The following is a 24340-nucleotide window of genomic DNA, read 5'->3' as shown; positions in this document are numbered from 1 at the left end:
GACATAATTATTGGGTATGCAGTTCTTAAAGAATAGCCAGAATCAGGAATGATGTGGATTTGATTGAGATCATAGCGTTTCATAAGAACTTGAGTGATCGCCAAGGTAACAAGTAGTGACCTTTGCATTCACTTAGAAGGATAATGAAAAATATGTTTTTGATTTGACAGCAAGAGGATGTCAGAAGATGCTGCTCAATGAGCGCTATCAAGTAATTCGCACTCTGGGAAGTGGTGGATTTGGTGAGACTTTCTTAGCAGAAGATACCCAGATGCCTTCTCACCGTCGCTGTGTGATTAAACTACTCAAACCAATTCAAAATAATCCCCAGATTTACCAACTAGTACAAGAGCGGTTTGGGCGGGAAGCAGCAATTTTAGAAGACTTGGGCGGATCTACTGACCAGATTCCGACTTTATATGCTTATTTTCAATTAAATAATCAATTCTACTTAGTTCAAGAGTGGGTTGAAGGTGACACACTAACTGAAAAGATTGAACAACAGGGTTTATTTAGCGAAAGTGTAGTCCGAGAATTATTAGCAAATTTATTACCAGTTTTAGAATACGTACACTCCAAGCGGATTATTCACCGCGATCTCAAACCAGACAATATCATTTTGCGTCATCGCGACGGTAAACCCGTACTGATTGATTTTGGTGCGGTACGAGAATCAATGGGAACGGTGCTAAATTCACAAGGAAATCCCACTAGTTCGATTGTAATTGGTACGCCTGGATATATGCCCAGCGAACAAGCCGCAGGTAAACCAGTATATTCCAGCGATTTATATAGTTTAGGGATGACGGCAATTTATCTACTTACAGGACAACCACCACAAGCACTGGAAATAGACTCACGAACGGGAGAAATTCTTTGGCATAGTCATGCTATGAATGTTAGTCCTACATTGATGGGGATAATTGATAAGGCAATACAGTACCATCCGCGCGATCGTTACTCCAGCGCCAGAGAAATGCTACAGGCATTGCAGACTGGAGGAAATCAAACTATATCTACTCCAACCTTGGTTTCTGCACCACCAGCAAGACTATCCTCACAGTCTCAACCAGTTGTATCACCATATTCATCTCAGCCAACGCCATCCCCCAGTGGCTTAACTGATTTGCAAAAAATCTTGATCTTAGGGACGTTTATTAGTACAAGCATATTACTTTGTTTTCTCCTCATAAAAAGTTTTCAAGAGGTAGTGTCTAAGCCACAAAATACTCAAAAAACTTCATCTACAGAGCCTTTTGCTTCTCGCTCAACAGTTGTACCAACAAACCCTACTCAATCAACTGTCTCACCCTCCAATGTTCAACAGAGTCTTTCCCTTGGTTGGATCAGACTTGGTTCTGTGAATAATACTTTAGGTACTGTTACACTTGGAGAACCGCTTATTAAAACAACTCAACCCGTCACTATATCGCCGACGGTTGTTCCCTCCATAGGGACTCAAGTTACTGTTATCAATGGAGTCAATTTACGGAAAAAACAACCACAAAAACCGGACTATAAACTTGCAGAACGAACAGGTGTTGTTGTGGTTGGGCAAAACCTAGTTATTCTTAACTTAGATTATTTTGTTGACTCTAATTCTGGTTCTCCATACACCACAGTTTGGGCAGAAGTAGGTTTATGAGATAACAATATTAATTATTCATCTTCATTATCAAACAATATTCCGTTAATGCCAATAATATTAGCCTTTACAACTTCCTAATCCAGATCCAATCGCCTTGTACTTGCGCGATCGCACCACCGGGAAATGGATCGGTTTGTGATCGGTTGGGCGCTGTAATTAAAGCTGTAAGTTTTTCTATTTGCTCGAAGTTGGGAGCATCCGGCAGTATTTGTTGCAATACCTGCCGCATCACACGACGTTGTAAAGCTAGTGGGGCTTCTCGTAAAATACGACGATTTAATTTGAGGGGAAGAGGGGAAAAGGAGGGGGAGAGTGGGAGAGCGGGAGAGAGGGAGAGGGATTCGCGGCGTCTGGTTGTCTCCGCGTCTTTTTTTTCCTCACTCATGGCTTCTTCCTTCAACTTTTGGGCAGCTTTTTCTAAATATTCGACTTCTGCTTGCAGTAGTTCTGCTGTTTGAGCTAAAGCTGATTCAACTTGAGGGTTAAAATGCTCGCGTAAATACGGAATTAGCTCTTGACGAATGCGGTTACGGGCGTACTTCAAATCTTGATTGGTAGAATCTTCCCAAATTGGCAGCTGATTTTCTTGACAAAATACTTCTGTTTCTGCGCGAGTCAATTCTAACAGGGGACGCACTAGCACAATGTTATCAACTAGCGAACGTCGCCAGGTTAAAGCTTGTAAGCCATCAGCGCCAGTACCGCGAATTAAGTTATAAAGCAGGGTTTCTGCCCGATCGCTTGCTGTATGTCCTGTAACAATGCAGTTGTAATTATGTTGCTGGGCGATCGCACTCAAAGCTTGATAGCGCCAGTTACGTGCAGCAGCTTCACTTTGTAAAGATGCGAGTTCTTCCGTCTCTACAGTTGCTAAATAAAAGGGAATGTTCCAAGTTTTGGCTAAACTTTCTACGTGTTGGGCATTTGCTTGCGAATCCGCACGCCAGCGATGATCGCAATGAGCAACACCTAAATGCCATCCCCATTTAGATTGCAAATCTAATAATAATTTGATTAAACACAGAGAATCTTGTCCGCCAGAGACGGCAACTAATAGGCGCTGTTTACGTTCAAATAGGTGACGCGATCGGATAGTGCGATGGATTTTTGCATATAGGGGAGTCCATACCATTTTTGATTTTACAAATATTTTTACTCATTCTCAAGTAAGTTTCGTAGGTCTTGAATTACTAAATCAGGAGTTGGAATAGTTGGAGAAAGAGGTTGATTGTTTGAATTTATCCAAATTGCAGATAAACCTACTGCTTTTGAGCCTGCAATATCGAACAACAAATTATCACCAATAAATACTATTTTGGATTTATTCACACCAATATTTTCTATTGCTTTTTGGAAAATTAAAGGCGAGGGTTTTATAATACCATAATCAGAAGAAAATATAATTGTTTCAAATAAATCACGAATTCCTACTCTGTGAAATTCTTGAAGACAGAATTCACTTTTACACCAAATATTTGATACAACACCCAATTTATGGGTTTTTCTCAGTTGGCTAATTGCTGCTGCATATGTATTTGGAATTATTCCAATTTCGTGCTTAGTGAAAACTTGCTCTAATAAATCAATTTCACTAATTGGCAAACTGTTTTCATTAATAATCTTCACTATATAGCTTTTTAAAGATGGGAAAGATTCATAATATTCTGGATTATTATAATCATTGCCCATTTGATTAAATACCTGAACAATTATAGATTCTACTTGTAAATTAGAGAGTAAATTTCCACCGTGGTTGCGATATGTTTTACCAAAATCTTCTAATTCCGAAAAGCGATCGCACTCGAACATGAAAGTATCCCCCATGTCAAGGAGAATCGCATCAAATTTATCTAGAAAACCCATTATTTACTAAAAATTCTAAATAACCAAATGGATTTCATAACTGAGTTATTCCCTCTCTGTTTAGGCTATGATGCATAGACAAGAATCTAAAATGGTGCGTTGCCCTACGCGACAACACACCTACAACACTACTAATATTAGATTTGAATTTGATTCATCATTTGTGTGTACACCGTAGCCGCTTGGGGAGAGGGGTTAGAGTAAGGTTCCTAAAAGAACCACCCATAAGAGTGTAAACCCTTACCCAAAAGATTTACCCCTAAATAGCAAACCCAGACTACAACAAAACCACTAGCTGCTAAAATTGCCGGGCGACGCCCTTGCCAACCACGAGTAATACGAGCGTGGAGGTATGCCGCAAAAACTAACCAAGTAATTAATGCCCAAGTTTCTTTAGGATCCCAACTCCAGTAGGAACCCCAAGCTTCGTTAGCCCAAACAGCACCAGCAATAATACCAATCGTCAATAGAGGAAATCCGAGTCCAATGACTCGATAGCTAATATTATCTAAGGTTTCAGCAAGGCTGAGGCGTTGAGGTGAAAGGGGTTCGCCAGATGTTACGGTTTGAGGCTCGGAAGCAGTAACTAAATCCAAAACAGCAGTTTTACCGTTAGTGTTACTTTCGTAACGAGCCAAGCCATTATTTTCTACTGCCACTGTTGAGGATTGAGAAACTAGTTCACCTGCTTTTTGCAAGCGGAAACCATTACTGCGATAACCACCAGTACCAACAGAACTTCCTTGGAGTTGGATATCTTGCCCGCGAGTGACGACGAGGAAAGCGATCGCCAACAGCGAACCTACCATCAAAGCCGCATAACTTAACATCATGACGCTGACGTGCATCATCAACCAATTTGATTTCAATGCAGGTACTAATGGTTCAGCTACTTGCATTTCTGATGGCAATGTTAGGGTGGCAAAAGCGGTAATGCCCATCGCAACTGGGGCAGTAACAACTCCTACTAAACGACTGCGGCTGCTGTTTTCAGCAATCAGATGGATAGTTGTGATTCCCCAAGCTAAGAAAAACAGAGATTCATACAAATTGCTGAGAGGAAAATAGCCAGCCTCTAGCCATCGCGCTCCTAGTAATGTTGCGATGCATAAATTAGCGATCGCCATCCCTGCCGTTCCCAAAGTTGGTAAATAGGGCACGTTCCCAAAAGCCGCCCCAAACCAATAAATCAGCATTGTGATAAAGAGGACAGCAAAGGAGGCATTGTCTAGCGAGTTCTGGAGTTCAACCAGATTCATAAAATGTTCTCCCCCATGGATTCCTAAAAGTATTTCTTCTGACAGTTTTGATCCTATCTGTTTCTGGCTAATAGTTGGTGGTTAGTCATTAGTAGGGGCGGGTTTTGTTGATTATATGAACGGTTAAAAACGACAATTTATCTTTTAAACCCGCCCGTACAGTCGTTAGTGTTCTGCCTATCTCCTGGTACTCTTCTGCTCCCTGCTCCCCTGCTCCCCTGCCCTCTCTAGGGAGACGGTGGTGTTGCACGTAAGGGTATGCCAGAAGCATTGGGTAGAGTCGGCAAAGGAGTAAGAGAAGAGATGGGATTGATAGAGGAACTCTTTAGAGAAGCTGGTTTTCCAGCTTTTTTGAGTCCTAGAAAAATTTCGTAGCGATTAGTACGACTATCTTCGATCGCGGTTGTTATACCAACCGAGCGTGTTGCTTTTAACCATGCTTGTTGATTTGGCAACAGAGTCGGTAAAGGAAAATTTTTGGCGGTACGTTCTACATCTAAGAAAAACTGGCTATTTTTAGGATTTTTTTCTAAAGGAACTGTTGTTTGAAATAAAGGGTTAATAGCTAGTGCGTTGTTAGGTTTTGGGATAATTCTATCGCTGATGGGAGCACCCAGCGCCAAGAAAGCAATATCTTCATCTAACCAACCGTGGGTAGCAGTTAAGGTGCCTAAAGGCCCAATCCAGTTAACAATAGGTTTACCAGCGACAGTCGTCTGTTGAATCTGGAATTGGTACTGAGTTTTCATTACTTCATCGAGCTGTTTTAAGGAAGTTTCTGCCCGATCGCGATCGCGTGCTTGTACCATAAACAGCAAAGAAGCACGAAAATCCTCTGATGAACTGTTGGGAGTATTGGGAATTACGGAAAGAGAAAACTCTCCGCCCATCCAACTCAATAAATCTCGTTCTAAATCGAGATTCACAAGAGATTTTACACCTCCTCGCAACTGTTCTGGTGCAATGGGTGAGAGCGGATTTCCTTGGGATGTGGAAACGTAGTCTGCCCAAAAACGTTGCAAGTTGCCACCAGAAAACATCATCAAGGTTTCAGATGGCACGCGATTTTGCATCTTCCCAGCTTTGTTTTCAACTGCCAACACACGCTGACTATTAGGATTGAGCCAGGAAACACCTTTAACACGTATTCCTTGTGGCTCTAAGGTAACTGTACCTGCTAAACCTTGGTTATTTTGCAGTTGTGCTAAAACTTGGGCGGGTAAATGACGGTTACCAGATGCGGCAGCGATTTTGGCAGAGGATGGCACATTTACATAATATTGAGCAAAAGGTTGAGAGCTAGCTATTTTAGGAAAGTTATCTGCAAAACCTGCGCTTGTGGCTAGAGATGTTTTATTTCTATAAGCTTGAATTGCTTGTTCTATAGTTTTAGAATCGTCAGCAATCACCAGAAAACGACCATTGATGACTGCTGCTGATAAATTTTCTCCCAATGTGGATTTAGTTTCTTTGATGGCAATACCCTCGTAGCTGCGCTCACTCCATTCTCCTCCTTTGAGTGCTTGAGGTTGTGCCAAAATGTTTTGAGCTTTTTGTTGATCTTTGATGGGCAGCACCATCACTAACGATTGCTGATTAGGAATACTTCCATCCGTAGCTATGGGTTTGAGTGCAGGTTTAGTTGCTTGTGGGGCAAGAATTGCAATCGTCACTTGCTCGCCAACCCAAGGACTTATATCTTTTTGAAAGTCATAACCTTTGTTATTGATAAAGCGATCGCGCAACTGCACTAAATATCGATCTAGTTCGACTTGAGTTTCTTTTGTGCCAAACTCCCGCAATTGCTGCCATTGAACGGGATCGGTAGTTAGGGAAACCGCAAATAAAGCATCTTGAGGGATGATATTTGCACCCACTGGTAAATTTTTGGAAAATAGTTGTCCCTGATTTAACAGCCAGTATGCCGCCACACCACCACCAATTAATAACCCAGCAGATGAGAGTGTGAGTACCAGGGATGGTTTCTTTTTCTTCTTCATCGACGAAACAGATAGGACGGGCAGCGCCATTGAAACAAATACCTCATCATAGCGAATTTATTACTTGCTTTGTTGCCAAAACAAACCAAAAAGTTTCCCTTGTAGTAGGGTGTGAAATATATTAAATTATTAGCTCTAGAAGTTAATAATACTTCGGTAATAAACTACCATTGTTTCCTATGAATGACACGCCTGACGAAAAATAATTTCGTGATTAATTATCCAAAATTTGAGCTAAATTTTAGTAATTTTTAGTTTATGGTATAAATTCTTCAAATAGCCTTATTTATCAGCATCTTTGCTATCATTTCTCCAAATTACAGGGTTATAGTAGCTATGCCATCAAAAATAAATACTATTTAAATTAATTCAAGTTTAAAAAATGATGTGCTTTAGAAAATATTAATATTACTCAATTGTAGTACATATCACTTTTAGTAAAACTTGACTATCTTTAACTATTCAAAATTCAGGATACAATAATACTCTTTTCGTATAATAACTTACTACTTCAATCATGCCAAAATGAACAGTCGCAACAACCCAGATGTTCAGGCTGACTCGAACAGCTATATAGACTTGCTTATTTAATAGCAATTTTTACTTCAAACTTGTGTTAATAAATGCAACAAGAAGTAAACGTCGATAGTCAACAGTGCTTTGCTGCGAAGCTCTAAAATAGCGATCGCCTAACCGTAGTTACTTTACGGTTCAAATTCTGAATCTGATTGGAATTAAAAGTCAACTATTCAAGCCAACTGTGTCGATCCCAAATATTTTGTTAAATAAGGTGAAAAAACTTCATATATCAAAGTCAAGGGCTGTCCGTGATGCCAAAACAAGTAATGGCGTCCCCAAAAAGGCCCTTTTTCAGCAAAACCAGATTCCAATCCATCCGAGTAACCGTGATAAATACCTTGGATATCTCGATATAACTCTGTACGCAGACGAGCTAAACTAGCCCAAATCGGCAATGAACGGTTTTGTAAATATTCATCTACATGAGAAGCTTCCCACCATGAGGTGGCATACGCCAATCTTTGACCAGAGGCAGTACGCAGCCACACTTGCCGTCGCAGTCTCGGCCCAGGTACAGCTTTGATCAACTCAGGAGCACCATCCAAATCCATGCCAATCAATGACATATCAATAACATCCACTTCTGTTGGCTCACTTGTGAGCAATTGTAAGTGTCTTGTCGGGGAACCATCACCTAAAAGTAGCAATTGCCAAGCCGGAGCTAGTTGAGCGTGTGGCAAACCTTGTTGAATGACTTCTTCCCCACCTTGCCAGATGGGAGTAAGGCGGTGCCAACCCGTGGGCAATGTTAGATTGTTTGTCGCTGTAAAAGTAGCAGTCAATGTCCTTTACAAATCTTCACTTATTTCTATCAAAGCATAAAAAACCCACGCACCCAACAAGAAATAGGGATATACAGGGAAATAAGGAAAAATCTGACTCTTGACTGTGAATTTCAAAATGCGGATGGCGAGACTCGAACTCGCAAGGCAAAGCCACACGCCCCTCAAACGTGCGCGTATACCAATTCCGCCACATCCGCAAGGTTTTGCTGAATATCAAATATAGCACAAAAAAATATTTATAGTGGAGTCATACTTAGGTATTTCAAAAAATCAACGATCCATATGCACAAAATCTTTGACATGATGATCGCCCTTGAGGTAGGAAACAGGTTTGGGAAAACACAGACAACTCTGAGCGAAGGAACAGTGATAAAAGCTGCCCGAATAATTGGATACAAGCCGCTTACTGACAGCAAAATAGCATCGAAGTGATATTAAAAAGGGGTACAGCCACAACTCGGTAGATGCAACACAGAAGTTAGGTACACTGTTGATGCACGGTGCGCCTTAATCATTCTGGAGCGGGAAAGACCAGCATAATGTGTTGGTAGTCTGGTAAAACCCGTAAAAGCAGTGAAGCCAATGGATTGGACTTGGTCATCTCCTGTCATAATGTGAAATCAGGCGAAAGCGTTGTTTCAAAATTGCCGGGAGAAATTGTCAATTTACTAAACTGATATCGAAAGCTAGAAGATGAAGTTTGACAAGATATTAATTGCTAATCGGGGAGAAATCGCGCTTCGCATTCTCCGGGCTTGTGAAGAAATGGGAATTGCGACTGTCGCGGTACACTCCACCGTTGACCGTAATGCGCTCCATGTCCAACTTGCTGATGAAGCGGTTTGCATTGGCGATCCTGCCAGTAGTAAAAGTTATTTGAATATTCCCAATATTATTGCTGCCGCCTTAACTCGTAATGCCAGTGCTATCCATCCCGGTTATGGTTTTTTGGCAGAAAATGCCCGATTTGCAGAAATTTGTGCAGATCATCACATTGCTTTTATCGGCCCGTCTCCGGAAGCAATCCGGTTAATGGGTGATAAATCTACAGCTAAAGAAACAATGCAAAAGGCAGGAGTGCCAACCGTACCGGGTAGTGAAGGTTTGATAGAGTCAGAAAAAGAAGGATTAGCGATCGCCAGAAAAATTGGTTACCCCGTCATGATTAAAGCTACAGCCGGTGGTGGCGGCAAGGGTATGCGCTTGGTGCGATCGGAAAACGAATTTGTGAAATGCTTTCAAGCAGCCCAGGGCGAAGCAGGAGCAGCATTTGGTAATTCTGGGGTATATTTAGAAAAATTTATCGAACGTCCCCGCCACATAGAATTTCAAGTTTTAGCGGATAACTATGGTAACGTTATCCACTTGGGCGAGCGAGATTGCTCGATTCAGCGCCGCAACCAAAAGCTGTTAGAAGAAGCACCCAGCCCTGCTCTTGACTCAGACTTGCGAGAAAAGATGGGACAAGCAGCAGTCAAAGCAACCCAGTTTATCAACTACACGGGAGCAGGAACAATTGAGTTTCTCTTAGATAAATCTGGAAATTTTTACTTTATGGAAATGAATACGCGGATTCAAGTTGAGCATCCGGTAACCGAAATGATTACTGGAGTAGACTTGGTTGTTGAGCAAATCCGCGTTGCTCAAGGAGAAAGACTAAAGTTGACTCAAGATCAAGTAATCTTAAGGGGTCATGCGATCGAATGCCGGATCAACGCCGAAGATCCCGACCATGACTTTCGCCCTTCTCCGGGTAGGATCAGTGGTTATCTGCCGCCTGGAGGCCCTGGAGTGAGAATTGACTCCCACGTCTATACTGATTATCAAATTCCTCCATATTATGACTCTCTCATTGGTAAGCTAATTGTTTGGGCACCAGACCGTTCTGCAGCTATTACCCGTATGAAACGAGCACTGCGGGAATGTGCAATTACAGGGCTACCTACCACTATTGGATTCCATCAAAAAATTATGGAAAACCCACAATTTTTACAGGGTAATATCTACACTAATTTCGTACAGGAACTTCAAGGCTAGGGGCACTTGAAGGGGATAAGGGGGCAGAGGAGCTTCAGCGGCAGAGGGGATGGGGAGAACTACTAACGACTGTACGGGTGGGTTTAAAAGATAAATTGTCATTTTTAACGGTTCATATAATCAACAAAACTCGCCCCTACTAATGACTAATGACCAATGACTATTGACTAACCACTAACCCATCCCTAATTTACCCTAGACATCATAGTCAATAGCCCTTGCTGCCCAAGGAGAATTTCTCTCACTAAACTGAAGATGCCAACCCAAATAATGGGTGTAATGTCTACTCCCCCTAGAGGTGGTATCAACTTTCGCATTGGTACTAAAAATGGTTCTGTTGGCCAAGCGACTAAATTCAAAGGAAAACGATTTAAATCGGCTTGGGGATACCAAGTTAGAACTATGCGGAAAATAAACAAAAGTGTCATCAGTCCCAAGCTGAGACCGAGAATCCAAGCAGTAAGGTTAACGCCAGTCATTGTCTGTTGCTTCTCACTCTTTGTGAAGAAAAACCAGGGGGAAAGCCGAAAATCTTTAAGCTTTGTAAAGCTATTCCAATACTATTTTAACTAAATGTTGTCCCCTGCTCGTAAAGATGAAAGAACTTAGGTGCAAGGGCTGTCAATTATATGATGAGTCAAGGTAGCAAGTAAGTTTAGTGACCACAAATTGGAGACCAAAAGCTCATTGGAGAATCAATTCCCCGTAGTAAAATCAGTTCAATGCTAATAGCAGAATTGCGGTTTGACTCTAACACATCATCATGAGTCAACAACTAGTACAGATGCGTATGGTTGTGCTCGAACGGTGTGATAGACCATTAAAATTAAGATGAAGACTGTAAAAAAAGGTTGAAAACTATGACGCCTTCTTTAGCAAATTTTCTTTGGAGCCTTGTTTGGGGTACTGTAATTGTCGTTATCCCTGCTACTGTGGGATTGATTTTGATTAGCCAAAGAGATAAAATTCAGCGTTCTTAATTATCTAGTGGGAGTCAATTTGACTCTCAAAACTACTTGTGAGTCAGTCAATTGCTTAATTGCTGACATTTTGCAATTTATCTGTGCTGAAGGTAAATCAAACCAAACTGGCAGATAATGGCTTTTTAACTTTGGGTGATAATGTAGAGACGCGATCGCAGTCGCACGGGCGGATACAAACTCTGCTACGGCGCTACTATGAGTTTCGCGTCTCTACAATATATTTATGTCTTGTTAGAGTAGAGATTTAAATTCTGACCGGATAACAATAGATTTGATATTGGGAAAAGAACAATGATAACTTTTTGGCTGAACTCAGCGAGTGTTCTGGCTCAAGTAAATTTTGGAGCGAACTCAGCCAGTATTTTAGGAATTTTCCTAGCTGTGGCTGGAGCAGCACTTTATTTTCTCCGCACTGTACGTCCAGAACTATCACGAGATCAGGATATATTTTTTGCTGCTGTCGGCTTGCTATGCGGCTTTATTCTTATTTTCCAAGGCTGGCGTCTAGACCCAATTCTACAATTTGGTCAGTTGCTTTTAGTTGGCTCAACAGTATTTTTTGCTGTCGAAAGTATTCGCCTGCGGGGAATTGCGACTCAGCAAGCCAAGCGCAATACACCAATTGTGGACGATGAGCGAGAGGTTAGCAATCGCTATAAATATGAAAAAAGATCTCCCTATAAGGCTCAGGTGGACTATGAATACGATCCACTACCTTATGATGACGAATATGAGGAGGAACGGCCCCGTCCGCGCATTCCAGGTAGCAGAGAAAACCGTTCTTCTCGCGAAGATTTATATGAAGAAGAATCTCCCCGTCGCCCAGAGCGCCGCAATGTAAGTGAAAGACCAGAATTGACAGATAGACAGCGCAGACGTGGTACTACGCGTCCTACAAAGCGCACTCCTGAGAGAGTTGAAGATGATTGGGGTACTTCCAGCAGAAAAGTTGATGATTGGGATAGCCCAACGAGCGAAGAAAGAAAACCTCCTCGGCGTAGTAACAACGGTTCTTTCCGTCCAGAAAGTCGCAGTGATGATGTAGCTGATACTACATCAAGACCACCGAGAAGACGTCGTCCATCGAGCAGTCCAGAATCTCGACCAGAGCGAGTTGATGACGATGTCATACCTACTGACTATGTAGAATACAAACCAGTAAAAAGTTCAGAAGAAGAGCCAGATAATTCGGTAAATTTTGATGATGTTTAAATAAACTAAGGTGGAGGTTGCAAAAAGGTAACGGAAAACAGGTGAGGTGAAAAAAATTACACCTAGATTTTGGCTCCAAAGACAAATTCATTGGAGTCTCATTTTTGGATTGGCAAGTTTGCTTATATCTTGTAGTTCCGAGAATATTCCTATTGGCCCCACTTCTGTTAACAGTCGCTACACTGAAGCACAGCCGACTTTGAGTGGAAATGGGCGCTTTGTGGCATTTGTATCTAATCGAAATGGTTCTCACCAGATACTGCTTTACGATTTGCAGCAGCAAACTTTTGTGCGTACGCCCCGTTTAAATCGTCCTGAGACAATTGCCGAAAGTCCAAGCCTTAGCTACAACGGACGTTATATTGCTTATATTACTAGTGACCAAGGTAGACCAGTGGTAGCGCTTTACGATCGCGCTACACAAAATTCGCAAATCCTCACTCCCATCTACCGCGGTTGGATTAGAAATCCTAATATCAGCCCCAATGGGCGCTATGTAGTCTTTGAAAGCGCTAGCCGCGGTCAGTGGGATATTGAAGTACTAGACCGAGGCCCCAATATTGAGTTAGATATTCCTAATGGTGCAACTATAACTCCACCGCCTTGAGGAGGAGGGGGAGAGGGGGGCAAGGGGAGCAGGGGAGCAGGGGGACTGGGAAGATGAGGAGAGAACTACTAACCACTAACTACTAACCACTGTACGGGCGGGTTTTAACAGTAATCTCTCTAAGATAATGAAATCATTATATAAACCCGCACGGCAGTCGCTATAACGGAGCGGAGCCGGAGACGCTCCGCCTTCGGGGAACCTCCAAGGGCGCGCTGCCTCCCCTACTAAACAAATGACCAATGACCAATGACTAAACCCTATATTTTTCTACCTATACTTACTCTAACAACTATATTAAATGGCTGTGGTGGCTATCCCCGTCTTTTGAGTTACCCTTTTGATCCCGGAGGAAGAAGTCTTAATAGTACTGCTTCAGAATTAACGCCGCAAGTTTCTGGAAGATTTATTGTTTTTGCTTCCGATCGACGAGGCAGCCAAGATGTCTATATGTTTGATATGGTGACTCGCAGTTTAATTGATTTACCTGGCTTAAATTCCTTTGATGCGATCGCCTCTCATCCCAGTATTTCAGATAATGGTCGCTATATTGTTTTTGCTGCTTCTCGTCAAGGAAGAACAGCTATTTTCTTGTACGACCGAGAAACAAGGCAATCACGCAATTTAACTGCCAACCTACAAGCAGAAGTTCGCAATCCCACCATCAGCGCTGATGGCAGCAGAATTGCTTTTGAGTACAGTAACAATGGGCAATGGGATATTTTAGTCTATAACAGTTCAGGGCAGCCATTGAACATACCTCAAGATCCGCGGTGAGATAGGGGCTAGAGGTAGAGGCTAGAGGCTAGAGGCTAGAGGCTAGAAATTAAAGATTTCCTATCCCCTAGTCCCTAGTCCCTAATCCCTAATCCCTACTTCCTCTTTCTGCACTGCTTCGATTAGCGATCGCACTTGTCCTGCACCTTCTGAAGGTTCAAATGATAGAGGAAATTTGCCCCTAGCAACCATTCGCAAACCAAGGGGTACAATACCAAGCAATCCTCTTAAATCTTTAAAGTAGTTACCAACCACTTGTAAACCAAATTGCCTCTCATCAATCCAGCCACCTTCTTTGACTAGCTCGATTAAGACTTTGCGATGGCGAATGGAACGGCTGTCGCTTTTTTGTTTGCGATCAAGAATTTCTTGTTTAATTTTGGTGATTTGATCGAGTGGAGCTACATCCATTGGACAAACGGAGTTGCAGTATAAGCAACGGGTACAACCCCAAACTCCTTTTGTTCCTTCGTTGTATTTTTCTAAACGAGTTTCTGTTTCGCTATCGCGGGAGTCTTCCACCATCCGGTAAGCTTTGGCTAAAGCATGGGGGCCAACAAAATCAGGATTGACTTCAAAGGCATTACACTCAGAAAAGCAAGCTCCACACATAATACAATTACCGGTTTGATCCAGACGCGATCGCTGTTGTGGTGTTTGTAAAAATTCTCTTTCTGGTACTTGCCTAGCAGCACTACTCACATAAGGAGCGATCGCCTCTAGATTGTTCCAAAAATTGCTCATATCCACTACTAAATCTTTAATCACAGGCATATTGCCAAGTGGAGCAATTGTGATTTCTGGAATGTTATTTGCGCTATTTTTTAGTAGTGCTAGCTGTTGTAATCTGGCAATTTCACTGCCAACATTTTCCTTACAAGCTAAAGCTGAACGCCCGTTGATTCGCATGGCACAGCTACCACAAATCGTATTACGGCAATTTTTACGAAACGCTAAAGTTCCATCTTGTTCCCATTTAATCCGATTCAGGCAATCTAAGATTGTATTGCCCGGTTCCACCTGTAAAAGGTAAGTTTGTACGACAGGAGAAGAATTTTTTTGTTGTCGAATAACCTTAAAAAGTACTTCCATTACCATAAACCTATGTCTTGAAACCACTACATCTGGATCAAAATTTATTTCTACAAGCTACTTCCTCACCCTATCAGCTATGCCGTTGCCGCCCATAATTCCAAGCTAGCTGTTAATATACTGATCGTTTCAGGGCTACTGATTCTTGTTTGAGGATCTGCATAAAAAATCTAGTTGTATAACCTCTAAATGGGGTTTACGACAGTTTTGTCAACATCCACACCAGTTGCCTAAGGATATAACTGTATGTTGATGCTAACAAAAGTAAACCCGCTATAGGAAAAATGTATTAATAGGTTGCAAAGTACCATTTTTTGGTTATGTAGAATTGTTGAAGCTTTTGATCAACATCTTGGCTAATGAATAAAGGGCAGAATACTACGATAGTTTTTTTGCCTCTTCTCAATCAACAAGCTTGATAATGTAACTCAGATTGCCAAAACTGCTCGTCTAATTTACATGAATTTTTATAAAATCTAAGCCACAATACTTACAACGGTAATAAAGCGGGAGGAAAATCCTCACCGCTTTTTGTCTTCCTAAGGCCAGTTATTAAGATATTAAAGTATAGCAGTAAAATTAATTCAAACTTAAACAATAATTTTGCTATTATTATTGCATGTTAGTATTTAATATAATAATTACGAGGTAACAAAACCAGTACAAATAGCCGTATCAGAGCGGCTAATGCAGCTTTGTTTCTTCGTAGTCTAGAGACGCAAAAAAAGTTGTCTCAATTAGCAGGATAAAAAAGGTGTATATCTGTCAACCTTATGCAAATACTATGCTGTTATAAGCTGAGAGTGTGCATATGGAAAACCTTGTGATTCAAGGGCAATAAAGGCAAGCACCAAAAGTCACAAGCCTGCTATTTCTGGTTCTACGGCTAAATAGTAGTAGTGGGACTTAGCTCCTTTGTAAAGTTGGCTTAAAATTACACCGTCACAGTAATGCCAAAAAAGAAAAGTATTTCGTTTTCAATGGCAAATGATGGTTAAAAGTGCCGTAAAATCAGCAAATTTAATGCCTGTGCAACCACAATCTCTTATAAATAATGGGCAACCATAAAAGAGGTTGATGGTCTGTGATAAACGGGAATTTACCCTTTATAAGGGTTAACATTACCATTGTACAAATCTCGAACAGCCAAATATTGGCAAGAGACGTCATCTTTGAATAGTTTGGAGAGATTAAGGATATTTTGAGCGTAATGACTGAAACTGCAACCGCACCATTAACCGGCAAAGCACTGCTTGCTAAAGTCAAAGAGCTTTCCAATTTACCACGAAGAGAAAGAGCAAAACAGTGTGGCTATTATACAGTTACAAAAAACAATCAGGTTCGTGTCAATTTAACCGATTTTTATGATGCTTTGTTATCGGCGAGAGGAATTCCCTTAAGCCCAGAAGCACCCAAAGATGGCCGCGGGCGCGAACCTACCTATCGGGTTAGTGTTCATCAAAATGGTCAGATTGTAATTGGTGCAACTTACACCAAAGCAATGGGTTTACAGCCCGGTGATGAATTTGAAATTAAGCTGGGATACAAACATATTCACTTAATTCAAGTTGACACCGATAAAAAGGGAACTCAGGAAGACTTAGACATCGAAGAAGATGAGGAAGACATCGAAGAAGATGAGTAAATTTTTCTGATGATCAGGATAAGTTGAAAGTGGATACTGGAAAACTTATCCCCAAAGCCAGTGGAATTGGCTACTGCAGTCTGAAAATTTATTCAATCTGAGAAATACGATTAGACCTCTTGCAGAAAATACCTATTTTGGTAGAGGCTTGTTCTCAAAAATAGAAAAGAGTAGAGCAAAAGTAGCTGAGTTGGAGTGTTGAATAAGCGATCGCATCGCTACACCCAATGAAATTAAAATTTGCTCAGACAAAAGAGAAAACTTTTCTCTTTGCAAGCAAAAAATTATAATTGCAAGAAGTCTGTCGTGTTTTTGATGATTTTGATAACGTTATTTGAGTTTTCACTCAATTCCTTACAATCATTTCTGGAAAATGTGCCAGGATTGATTGTAGTCATAGCTTTTTTCACGATTTGGGTAGGGTGTTGGTTACCAGTGGCAGCATTATTGGCGATCGCCCTCAACTGGCAACCCCACCAACCTTTACCTCCACACCAAAAGCTGCCTTTACTCGTATCGCTCTACTTACTAGCACCATTCATTGTTTGGGCAGTGAGTTGGCTTACCGATACATCTTTGTTAGATTACGGCGTTATTGCTGAAATTTCAATGCTAGGTTCTGTAGCTCTGGGTTTTAGTTTAGGAGTACTGAGCCTAGCTTTTGTATTTTCTTGGCAATTGTGGCTGGGTTGGTGTAAATTTCAAGAGTTTAATATCAAGCAAATATTATCTATTACCTCACCTATTTTTTTGATAGCTCTATTTGTAGGTGGTGTAGAAGAGTTAGTTTTTCGGGGTTTTTTGTTCACGCAATTAGAGCAGGATTACCAAATTTGGGGAGCAGCAGTTATTTCTAGTTTTATATTTGCTGTCTTGCATTTAGTATGGGAACAACGAGAAACCATACCCCAACTACCTGGATTGTGGCTGATGGGAATGGTACTAGTACTAGCAAGGTTTGCTGACGGTGGGAAGTTGGGCTTGGCTTGGGGATTGCACGCGGGATGGGTTTGGGCGATCGCCACCTTAGACACGGCACAACTGATTGAGTATACCGATCAAGCTTCGGAATGGGTAACAGGTAAGAATAAAAAACCTTTGGCTGGTGTAGCTGGAATTGCGTGTTTAGTGCTGACTGGAGTCATTATCCTGTTGGGCGATCATATCTTGCATAGCCCTACGCCATAGCACACTAGGCTGTCTTAATGCATATATACTCAGCGGTTGTGGGCGTCAGGTAGTTTGCTTCTGTGATTTCAAATCCAGCCCGCCTTAGCATAGCTTCAATAATCCACGCAAAGGTACTGTGTTCCTCTCGCACGTGCATCTGGTAGTCTTTAACTGTCCAGCCTTCACCTTCAGGCATTGATGAATGCTCAATCCAGTTCTCAATGGAGCTTTCGTACTCACTAATTGGGAATGAGAAGATAACATCGCGTAAGTACAGAATGCCCTTAGGTTTCAGCATTGAAGCTATTCGTAGCAAAGCAACCATTTTCCAGAAGTCTGGCAGAATATGCAGCGCAGCTTTTGTAATCACAAAATCAGCCAGATTGTCATTATGTTCATAGGTTAGGAAACCAGCTCGGTGAAAATTGATGGTGGTAACGCCCATTTTTCGAGCTTTTTGTTGAGCATAAGCCAGCATACTTTGAGAAATATCAATAGCGTGTACAGATGCCCCTTGTAGTGAAGCCTGGATTGCAAAAGTACCTGTGCCTGCTCCTAAATCGATAGCGGTATGCCCTGAAGAAATTCCCAATCGCTTCACTAAAGCCTGTTCTTTCTCTGGGGTACTGGATGTTTGCTTGCAGTCAAAGGCTTCAACTTGGGCTATATCCTCAAAATCGATGCCAGCCATTTTAGATTCATCGAAGTACCAGGCAGGAAAGGAGTTCATGTTAGAGCCATCTCTGTGTGAATTTGATAGATAGCTTAACAATTTTAGGTTATGGAGCTTGAATCGTTCTTTAGAAAGAGTAATAGCTAGTGGAATTTTTGGTACTGTACTTGGTTGTATGATTATCTAGTTTTATACTAAAAACTAAAATACTAGTATAAATTTAAACAAAATTATAATTTTTGAATATATGAGTTTTAGCATCTGGATAAAAAGATTGCTATTAATTTCTCTTATGCTCATTACCACTGTTATTATTCTGATTGGTGGAAGAGTACAACTACAAACAAATAAGCAAATTACATCAGATCTAAGCTCAGAATCTGCTGCTTGGAGTCCAGTTAATGTCCCTCAGCAATCCACCGAACAGAAAGAAAAACTTCAATCTTTTTCCAAATCCTCAGTCAAGATTACACCCAGTCCAAAACCTAAGGTGCAACTCGAATCAACAAACAGCCAAGGGGGCAAGTCTACAAGTATCCCTCAATACTCTTTCCAAACTACTCAAGCTTTTAAAGAGTATAGACCGGGATACGAAATTGCCTTGGCGCACCCAAACAACTATGGAGATCGTTATAGTACAGATATTAATGGTGTATCTGTCAATAATCAAGCAATTATAGTACTTCATGAAACAAGCGGTTCTGCATCCAGCGCGATTAATACCTTTCAAGCCCCTCATGAGGATGACAGTAGGCAAGTCAGTTACCACGCCTTAGTCAAGCTAGACGGAACGATTGTTTATATAGTACCGCCAGAAAAGCGAGCTTTTGGTGCAGCTAACTCAGTTTTTGATGGGCCAAATGGCTCAGAGACAGTGCAAACTAATTCTAATTTGGCACCATCTGTAAATAACTTTGCTTATCACGTGTCTTTAGAAACACCACCCGAAGGTCGGAATGAACAACCAACTCATATTGGTTATACTGATGCTCAATATTATTCTCTTGCTTGGTTAATTGCTCAAAGCAGCGTTCCAGATGAGCGAATTACTACACATAAAGCAGTTGATAGATCGGGTCAAAAAAATGACCCCAGGAGTTTTGATTTTGACAAATTCTTTAGGTTGCTTCATTCCTTTCGTCAGCCAATTTCATAAAAATCTGGCAATAACTATCGACTAAAGCTATAAATTTTCTGCGTTTCTAATTGCTCGCAACAAATAGATGAAGGCAGGGTACCTGGAGGAAAAGTCTGCCGATCCAATTGCACTTGCAAATTGCTCAAAGGATCGACACCAGGAGAAATGAGAAATTCTAGCTTTTGAATATAAGGCAGAGTGACTAGGTAATCGAGAATTTGCCCGATCGCCTGCACGTAAGGATGGCTTTTTTGTGTATACCAATCAGGAGCTGCCAAGCGTGCTTGGTCAAATCCTAAGTGTACCGTTAAGGATGGTTTATCAAATAAGGCGATCGCTAGAGGACGTGCTTCTTCCTGTAACAACAAATCGTGGCTTTTTGCCAAATGGCGCAATTTCTCTAAGCGTTCGTAACGTTCGGTGACAGCTTGCGGATCGTCTTGCCAGTGAATCGCTACTGTTACTAGGTAAGTCTGCAACAACATATGACCCAACTTTTGGGCTTTTGTCGCCAAATAGTTGGAATTGTAGTTATTTGATTCAATTAACAGTGGCACGCGATCTACCACTTCCATGTTGTAACCTTTAACACCTGCAATTTTTCGAGGATTGTTGGTAATCAAGCGAATTTTATGCACGCCTAAATCCATGAGGATTTGTGCTCCCATACCGTAGTCTCGTAAATCGGCAGGGAAGCCCAAGCGTTCGTTTGCCTCTACCGTATCCAATCCCATATCCTGCAAAGAATAGGCTTTCAACTTATTAATCAGCCCAATTCCTCGTCCTTCTTGACGCAGATAGACTACAACACCTTGACCGGCATTTTCAATCATTTTCAAAGCTGCTTGCAACTGCATCCGACAATCGCAGCGCAAAGAACCCAACGCATCCCCAGTTAAACATTCAGAGTGCATCCTTACCATCACTGGCTGATCTCCGAATTGGGAAGGTTCGCCTTTGACAATCGCAACGTGTTCGGAACCATCAAGTGTGTGGCGATAAGCGTAAATTTTAAAAAGACCGAATTGCGTGGGCATATCGGCAACTGTTTCGCGGATCACGATGCGATCGTGCCGGAGGCGGTAGCTAATTAAATCAGCGATGCTAATAATTTTCAGGTTGTGATGTTTAGCATACTCTATTAACTGAGCTAACCGTGCCATCGAACCGTCGGGATTTTGAATTTCGCAAATTACCCCAGCAGGATATAATCCGGCGAGTCGGGCTAAATCGACAGCAGCTTCTGTATGTCCAGCCCGTTTCAGTACTCCTCCCTCCTTAGCGCGAATTGGGAAAATATGACCGGGACGACGTAAATCTGAGGCTTTTGTGCTAGGGTTAATAGCAACTTGAATCGTGCGAGCTCTATCTTCTGCTGAGATCCCTGTGGTTACTCCCAAATGAGGCCCAGCATCAATACTAACGGTAAAAGCTGTTTGGTTTGTATCAGTAATGTTACTTACCATCAAAGGCAAATCTAATTCATCCAAGCGTTCGCCCGTCATTGCCAAACAAATCAACCCTCGTGCTTCTACCGCCATAAAATTAATTGTGTCCGGGGTAGCAAATTGAGCTGCACAAATTAAGTCGCCTTCATTCTCTCGATTTTCGTCATCTACCACCACAATGATACGACCAGCTTTCAAATCTGCAAGAGCTGTATCAATCGAATCAAATTTAAAGGCTTGAGTTGAATTAGTCTTGGACTCAGACACAGATTTTAGCCACCAAACGTAAATTTTTTTTACAAAAACCTTGTTTAGATTGTACCTTCTTTATAAGGCTTGAAAACGACAGAAGTAATGATTTGTTAGCTCTGACCTACAAATAGAGTTGCTTAGGCTAGAGAAAAAAGATTTTCATGCCCTCATTGTGTGATTTATTACATAACCATCTAGCTTGGTAATTTTTGATTTTTGTGGGCAAGGATTACAAAGGCAAATGCAAGTTCGCTCAAAAACTTTTTTTAATTTTGGGGTTTTTGCCAAACCTTGAGTTCAGACTACTCTACCCTATTGTTCCAACTCTATGTTAGCTTTTGTCACTGTTACACTACTTGATTTTTTTTACCACTTAGGGTAAATGAACGCCTATATGGTACTACGATACCATACCAGAGTTTAGGAGTTATGGACTCCAAAGAAGACGACTAAAGTTTTTCCTACTTGTGGGTTGGTTGAAATGATGCAGCAAAAAGTTCTATCGCTAAAATTGTGTTTTAGTATTCAAGTGCAACACAACTTTTATAATCTGAGCGTGAACGGTTAGCATTAAACCTTCAACCGTCATATGCTAAAAGCTAATAGCTTTTAGCTGTTTGCAGATTGTTAATACCTAAAAACAAATTAACCATAAAGCGGATAAGGATTTCATTATCATGGGCAATTTTAGACGCGTACCAGTTGGGATTGTTGGCGCGTCAGGCTATGGCGGAGTACAGTTGGTGCGTCTACTGATGGATCATCCAGAAGTAGAGCTGGTGTATTTAGGTGGTGATAGTAGCGCTGGTAAGCCATTTGCGTATATTTATCCGCATCTAGCTCATACAGTGAACCTGTCGGTAGAAGCGGTAGATCCAGAACTTATCGCTCACCGTTGTGAAATAGTTTTTCTTTCTGTACCCAATGGTTTGGCTTGCCAAATTGCTCCGAAATTGCTGGAAAAAGGATGTAAGGTACTCGATTTAAGTGCTGACTATCGTTTTAGCAACCTCGCAACTTACACAGCTTGGTATGGTAAAGAGCGTCAAGATAGTGCCATTGCTGCCACAGCAGTTTATGGACTACCAGAAATGTTTCGTGATCGCATTGCCGAAGCTGAGTTAATTGGCTGTCCTGGCTGCTATCCTACCGCCAGTCTTCTTGCACTTTCTCCACTCCTCAAACAAGGGCTAATCATCCCTGAAACTGCCATTATTGATGCCAAGTCTGGCACATCGGGTGGCGGACGGGAAGCTAAAATCAATATGTTACTGGCTGAAGCAGACAATTCACTAGCAGCTTACGGTGTGGTACGTCACCGCCATACACCGGAAATAGAACAGATTTGTAGTGAATTAGCAGGTCATGAAGTAACCGTACAATTTACTCCTCACCTGATCCCAATGGTACGTGGCATTTTAGCAACAGTGTATGCCACCTTAAGAGATCCTGGTTTAGTAAGAGATGATTTAATAACTATTTACAGAGCCTTTTACCGCAACTCTCCGTGGGTAAGAATTTGCGAGCCTGGGATTTACCCTCAAACTAAATGGGCTTGTGGTAGTAACCTTTGTTATATAGGTATAGAAGTTGACCCGCGTACAGGTAGGATAATTGTGATGTCAGCAATTGACAACTTAATTAAAGGACAAGCGGGTCAGGCAATTCAGTGTATGAACATCATGATGGGTTGGGACGAGACTGTGGGGTTGCCAAAGTTAGGATTTTATCCATAATAAGGGGCTAGGGGCTAGAGGCTAGAAAATTAAAAATGCAACCGAGCAAAATTTTGACTTTTGAATTGATTCTGTCCCTAGTCCCCAGTCCCTAATCCCTATTTAGGCCCCAATCCGACAGCGCCAGCATAAATAGCGCGATCGCCTAACTCATGTTCAATTCGTAGCAAGCGGTTGTATTTTGCTACCCGTTCGCTGCGGCAGAGGGAGCCGGTTTTGATTTGTCCGGCGCGAGTTGCTACTGCAAGATCGGCAATGGTAGTGTCTTCTGTTTCACCAGAACGGTGGCTAATCACAGAACGGAAACCATTGCGAGTAGCGAGATCGATTGTTTCCAAAGTTTCGGTCAAAGAACCAATTTGATTAAGTTTAATCAAAATAGCGTTACCTGCCTGCAACTCAATCCCTTTTTGCAAGCGAGTAGCATTAGTTACAAACAAATCATCTCCCACCAACTGCACGCGGGAACCCAACTTCTGAGTTAGTGACTGCCAACTTTGCCAGTCTTCCTCGTGCAAGCCGTCTTCTATAGAAACAATCGGATATCGATCCACCAGTTGGGCAAGATAATCAATAAACTCAGCTGGAGAGTGGGGTTTACCATCGTAAACATACTGCCCATCTTTGTAAAACTCACTAGCAGCGACATCCAAAGCCAAAGCCACTTGCTCTCCAGGCTTGTATCCAGCTTTTTCAATCGCAGCAACTAGCAATTCTAAAGCTACCTGATTTGACTCTAAATTAGGGGCAAAACCGCCTTCATCCCCCACACCAGTGAGTAAACCCTTCTCATCCAATACTTTGCTGAGGGTAGCAAAAACCTCGGCACCCCAACGCAATGCTTCTCGGAAGGAAGACGCCCCAATGGGGACAATCATAAACTCCTGGAAATCTACATTGTTGGCTGCGTGAGCACCGCCATTAATCACGTTCATTAATGGCACGGGCAGCAAATTAGCTAAAGGCCCACCTAAATAGCGATATAGGGGAATATCCAAAGATTCGGCACCAGCTTTAGCCGCAGCCAGAGAAACTGCCAAAATTGCATTAGCGCCCAGATTCGATTTGTTCGCAGAACCGTCTAGGGCAATCATTGTACGGTCTAGGAGTTCTTGGTTGAGGGCATCCATTTGTAACAACTTTGGAGCAAGTACCTCTTTAACATTTTGTACCGCTTTGAGTACGCCCTTCCCACCATAACGACCTTTATCATTATCCCGCAATTCGTGTGCCTCAAAAGTGCCAGTAGACGCACCACTAGGAACTTGTGCCAGTCCTACAGCACCGTTTAACACATGCACTTCTGCTTCTATGGTTGGTCTGCCACGCGAATCGAGAATTTCACGGGCAACAATTGCTTCAATGGCTGTATCAATCATCAGTCTTTTGTCCTTTTTATGAGTGCGTTCTCACTGCTGAACACAAACATTGCAGTT

General features: G+C 41.8%; 21 protein-coding genes and 1 tRNA gene. 11 read left to right on the top strand and 11 right to left on the bottom strand.

Annotation, left to right across the window (positions count from 1 at the left end; all coding sequences use genetic code 11):
- Positions 1–187 precede the first annotated feature (187 nt).
- The gene (locus tag UYC_RS0113475) at positions 188–1645 is read left to right on the top strand and encodes a serine/threonine-protein kinase (RefSeq protein WP_016876358.1); all 1458 of its coding nucleotides are present in this window, start codon (positions 188–190) and stop codon (positions 1643–1645) included.
- 67 nt (positions 1646–1712) lie between these two features.
- On the opposite strand, the gene tilS is transcribed toward UYC_RS0113475, so the two are convergent.
- From tilS to UYC_RS0113445, 6 genes are all read right to left on the bottom strand, one after another.
- On the bottom strand, positions 1713–2780 hold the full coding sequence (tilS, locus tag UYC_RS0113470) for a tRNA lysidine(34) synthetase TilS (protein WP_016876357.1): 1068 nt from the start codon (positions 2778–2780) through the stop codon (positions 1713–1715).
- Between the two features lie 20 nt (positions 2781–2800).
- A complete protein-coding gene (locus UYC_RS0113465; RefSeq protein WP_016876356.1) occupies positions 2801–3511 on the bottom strand; it encodes an HAD family hydrolase in 711 nt (236 codons plus the stop codon).
- 209 nt (positions 3512–3720) lie between these two features.
- Positions 3721–4770, bottom strand: a complete 1050-nt coding sequence (ccsB, locus tag UYC_RS0113460; protein WP_016876355.1) for a c-type cytochrome biogenesis protein CcsB — start codon at positions 4768–4770, stop codon at positions 3721–3723.
- Positions 4771–4997: 227 nt separating this feature from the next.
- Entirely contained in the window at positions 4998–6800 is a 1803-nt protein-coding gene (locus UYC_RS35530) for a DUF3352 domain-containing protein (RefSeq protein ID WP_200862374.1), read from the bottom strand.
- 719 nt (positions 6801–7519) lie between these two features.
- Complete coding sequence (locus UYC_RS0113450; RefSeq protein WP_016876353.1) at positions 7520–8131, bottom strand: chorismate lyase; 612 nt, start codon at positions 8129–8131, stop codon at positions 7520–7522.
- A 119-nt stretch (positions 8132–8250) separates the two neighbouring features.
- Positions 8251–8331 (bottom strand) — tRNA-Leu (locus tag UYC_RS0113445).
- A gap of 496 nt (positions 8332–8827) precedes the next feature.
- Between UYC_RS0113445 and accC the strand changes: the two genes are divergently transcribed.
- The gene (gene accC / locus UYC_RS0113435; protein WP_016876351.1) at positions 8828–10171 is read left to right on the top strand and encodes an acetyl-CoA carboxylase biotin carboxylase subunit; all 1344 of its coding nucleotides are present in this window, start codon (positions 8828–8830) and stop codon (positions 10169–10171) included.
- Positions 10172–10356: 185 nt separating this feature from the next.
- Here accC and UYC_RS0113430 read toward each other — a convergent pair whose 3' ends face one another.
- Positions 10357–10650 carry a YggT family protein gene (locus UYC_RS0113430; RefSeq protein WP_016876350.1) on the bottom strand — a complete coding sequence of 98 codons (294 nt, stop codon included), beginning with the start codon at positions 10648–10650 and terminating at the stop codon, positions 10357–10359.
- A gap of 381 nt (positions 10651–11031) precedes the next feature.
- On the opposite strand from UYC_RS0113430, the gene psbX reads away from it, so the two are divergent.
- From psbX to UYC_RS0113410, 5 genes are all read left to right on the top strand, one after another.
- Positions 11032–11151, top strand: coding sequence for a photosystem II reaction center X protein (gene psbX, locus UYC_RS0113425; RefSeq protein WP_016876349.1), 120 nt, complete (start codon positions 11032–11034; stop codon positions 11149–11151).
- A gap of 83 nt (positions 11152–11234) precedes the next feature.
- Positions 11235–11402, top strand: coding sequence for a hypothetical protein (locus tag UYC_RS37820; RefSeq protein WP_157171245.1), 168 nt, complete (start codon positions 11235–11237; stop codon positions 11400–11402).
- 43 nt (positions 11403–11445) lie between these two features.
- Positions 11446–12366, top strand: a complete 921-nt coding sequence (locus UYC_RS0113420) for a Ycf66 family protein (RefSeq protein ID WP_016876348.1) — start codon at positions 11446–11448, stop codon at positions 12364–12366.
- A 46-nt stretch (positions 12367–12412) separates the two neighbouring features.
- On the top strand, positions 12413–12973 hold the full coding sequence (locus UYC_RS0113415; RefSeq protein ID WP_016876347.1) for a TolB family protein: 561 nt from the start codon (positions 12413–12415) through the stop codon (positions 12971–12973).
- A 249-nt stretch (positions 12974–13222) separates the two neighbouring features.
- Positions 13223–13750, top strand: coding sequence for a TolB family protein (locus UYC_RS0113410; RefSeq protein WP_016876346.1), 528 nt, complete (start codon positions 13223–13225; stop codon positions 13748–13750).
- An 81-nt stretch (positions 13751–13831) separates the two neighbouring features.
- Here UYC_RS0113410 and UYC_RS0113405 read toward each other — a convergent pair whose 3' ends face one another.
- On the bottom strand, positions 13832–14842 hold the full coding sequence (locus tag UYC_RS0113405; RefSeq protein ID WP_026087581.1) for a succinate dehydrogenase/fumarate reductase iron-sulfur subunit: 1011 nt from the start codon (positions 14840–14842) through the stop codon (positions 13832–13834).
- A 1210-nt stretch (positions 14843–16052) separates the two neighbouring features.
- Between UYC_RS0113405 and UYC_RS0113400 the strand changes: the two genes are divergently transcribed.
- Both UYC_RS0113400 and UYC_RS0113395 read left to right on the top strand, forming a co-directional pair.
- Entirely contained in the window at positions 16053–16487 is a 435-nt protein-coding gene (locus UYC_RS0113400) for an AbrB family transcriptional regulator (RefSeq protein WP_016876344.1), read from the top strand.
- A 315-nt stretch (positions 16488–16802) separates the two neighbouring features.
- Positions 16803–17675 carry a CPBP family intramembrane glutamic endopeptidase gene (locus UYC_RS0113395; RefSeq protein ID WP_016876343.1) on the top strand — a complete coding sequence of 291 codons (873 nt, stop codon included), beginning with the start codon at positions 16803–16805 and terminating at the stop codon, positions 17673–17675.
- A 4-nt stretch (positions 17676–17679) separates the two neighbouring features.
- Here UYC_RS0113395 and UYC_RS0113390 read toward each other — a convergent pair whose 3' ends face one another.
- A complete protein-coding gene (locus UYC_RS0113390; protein WP_016876342.1) occupies positions 17680–18387 on the bottom strand; it encodes a class I SAM-dependent methyltransferase in 708 nt (235 codons plus the stop codon).
- 190 nt (positions 18388–18577) lie between these two features.
- Here UYC_RS0113390 and UYC_RS0113385 point away from each other — a divergent pair, with 190 nt between their 5' ends.
- Positions 18578–19486, top strand: coding sequence for a peptidoglycan recognition protein family protein (locus UYC_RS0113385; RefSeq protein ID WP_026087580.1), 909 nt, complete (start codon positions 18578–18580; stop codon positions 19484–19486).
- A gap of 14 nt (positions 19487–19500) precedes the next feature.
- On the opposite strand, the gene ribBA is transcribed toward UYC_RS0113385, so the two are convergent.
- Positions 19501–21183 (bottom strand): bifunctional 3,4-dihydroxy-2-butanone-4-phosphate synthase/GTP cyclohydrolase II, encoded by a 1683-nt coding sequence (gene ribBA / locus UYC_RS0113380; RefSeq protein WP_016876340.1) that lies wholly within the window; start codon positions 21181–21183, stop codon positions 19501–19503.
- 662 nt (positions 21184–21845) lie between these two features.
- Between ribBA and argC the strand changes: the two genes are divergently transcribed.
- Positions 21846–22904, top strand: a complete 1059-nt coding sequence (gene argC, locus UYC_RS0113375; RefSeq protein ID WP_016876339.1) for an N-acetyl-gamma-glutamyl-phosphate reductase — start codon at positions 21846–21848, stop codon at positions 22902–22904.
- A 98-nt stretch (positions 22905–23002) separates the two neighbouring features.
- On the opposite strand, the gene eno is transcribed toward argC, so the two are convergent.
- Positions 23003–24283 carry a phosphopyruvate hydratase gene (gene eno / locus UYC_RS0113370; protein ID WP_016876338.1) on the bottom strand — a complete coding sequence of 427 codons (1281 nt, stop codon included), beginning with the start codon at positions 24281–24283 and terminating at the stop codon, positions 23003–23005.
- Between the last annotated feature and the right edge of the window lie 57 nt (positions 24284–24340).

The sequence above is a fragment of the Chlorogloeopsis fritschii PCC 6912 genome (assembly GCF_000317285.1).
GTDB lineage: Bacteria > Cyanobacteriota > Cyanobacteriia > Cyanobacteriales > Nostocaceae > Chlorogloeopsis > Chlorogloeopsis fritschii.
This window is presented reverse-complemented; position numbering and strand designations above follow the sequence as displayed.

Coding starts and splice junctions, on each gene's coding strand:
- UYC_RS0113475 (WP_016876358.1), top strand. CDS start 188: ATGCTGCTCAATGAGCGCTATCAAGTAATTCGCACTCTGGGAAGTGGT.
- tilS (WP_016876357.1), bottom strand. CDS start 2,780: ATGGTATGGACTCCCCTATATGCAAAAATCCATCGCACTATCCGATCG.
- UYC_RS0113465 (WP_016876356.1), bottom strand. CDS start 3,511: ATGGGTTTTCTAGATAAATTTGATGCGATTCTCCTTGACATGGGGGAT.
- ccsB (WP_016876355.1), bottom strand. CDS start 4,770: ATGAATCTGGTTGAACTCCAGAACTCGCTAGACAATGCCTCCTTTGCT.
- UYC_RS35530 (WP_200862374.1), bottom strand. CDS start 6,800: ATGGCGCTGCCCGTCCTATCTGTTTCGTCGATGAAGAAGAAAAAGAAA.
- accC (WP_016876351.1), top strand. CDS start 8,828: ATGAAGTTTGACAAGATATTAATTGCTAATCGGGGAGAAATCGCGCTT.
- UYC_RS0113430 (WP_016876350.1), bottom strand. CDS start 10,650: ATGACTGGCGTTAACCTTACTGCTTGGATTCTCGGTCTCAGCTTGGGA.
- psbX (WP_016876349.1), top strand. CDS start 11,032: ATGACGCCTTCTTTAGCAAATTTTCTTTGGAGCCTTGTTTGGGGTACT.
- UYC_RS0113420 (WP_016876348.1), top strand. CDS start 11,446: ATGATAACTTTTTGGCTGAACTCAGCGAGTGTTCTGGCTCAAGTAAAT.
- UYC_RS0113410 (WP_016876346.1), top strand. CDS start 13,223: ATGACTAAACCCTATATTTTTCTACCTATACTTACTCTAACAACTATA.
- UYC_RS0113405 (WP_026087581.1), bottom strand. CDS start 14,842: ATGGAAGTACTTTTTAAGGTTATTCGACAACAAAAAAATTCTTCTCCT.
- UYC_RS0113400 (WP_016876344.1), top strand. CDS start 16,053: ATGACTGAAACTGCAACCGCACCATTAACCGGCAAAGCACTGCTTGCT.
- UYC_RS0113395 (WP_016876343.1), top strand. CDS start 16,803: ATGATTTTGATAACGTTATTTGAGTTTTCACTCAATTCCTTACAATCA.
- UYC_RS0113390 (WP_016876342.1), bottom strand. CDS start 18,387: ATGAACTCCTTTCCTGCCTGGTACTTCGATGAATCTAAAATGGCTGGC.
- UYC_RS0113385 (WP_026087580.1), top strand. CDS start 18,578: ATGAGTTTTAGCATCTGGATAAAAAGATTGCTATTAATTTCTCTTATG.
- argC (WP_016876339.1), top strand. CDS start 21,846: ATGGGCAATTTTAGACGCGTACCAGTTGGGATTGTTGGCGCGTCAGGC.
- eno (WP_016876338.1), bottom strand. CDS start 24,283: ATGATTGATACAGCCATTGAAGCAATTGTTGCCCGTGAAATTCTCGAT.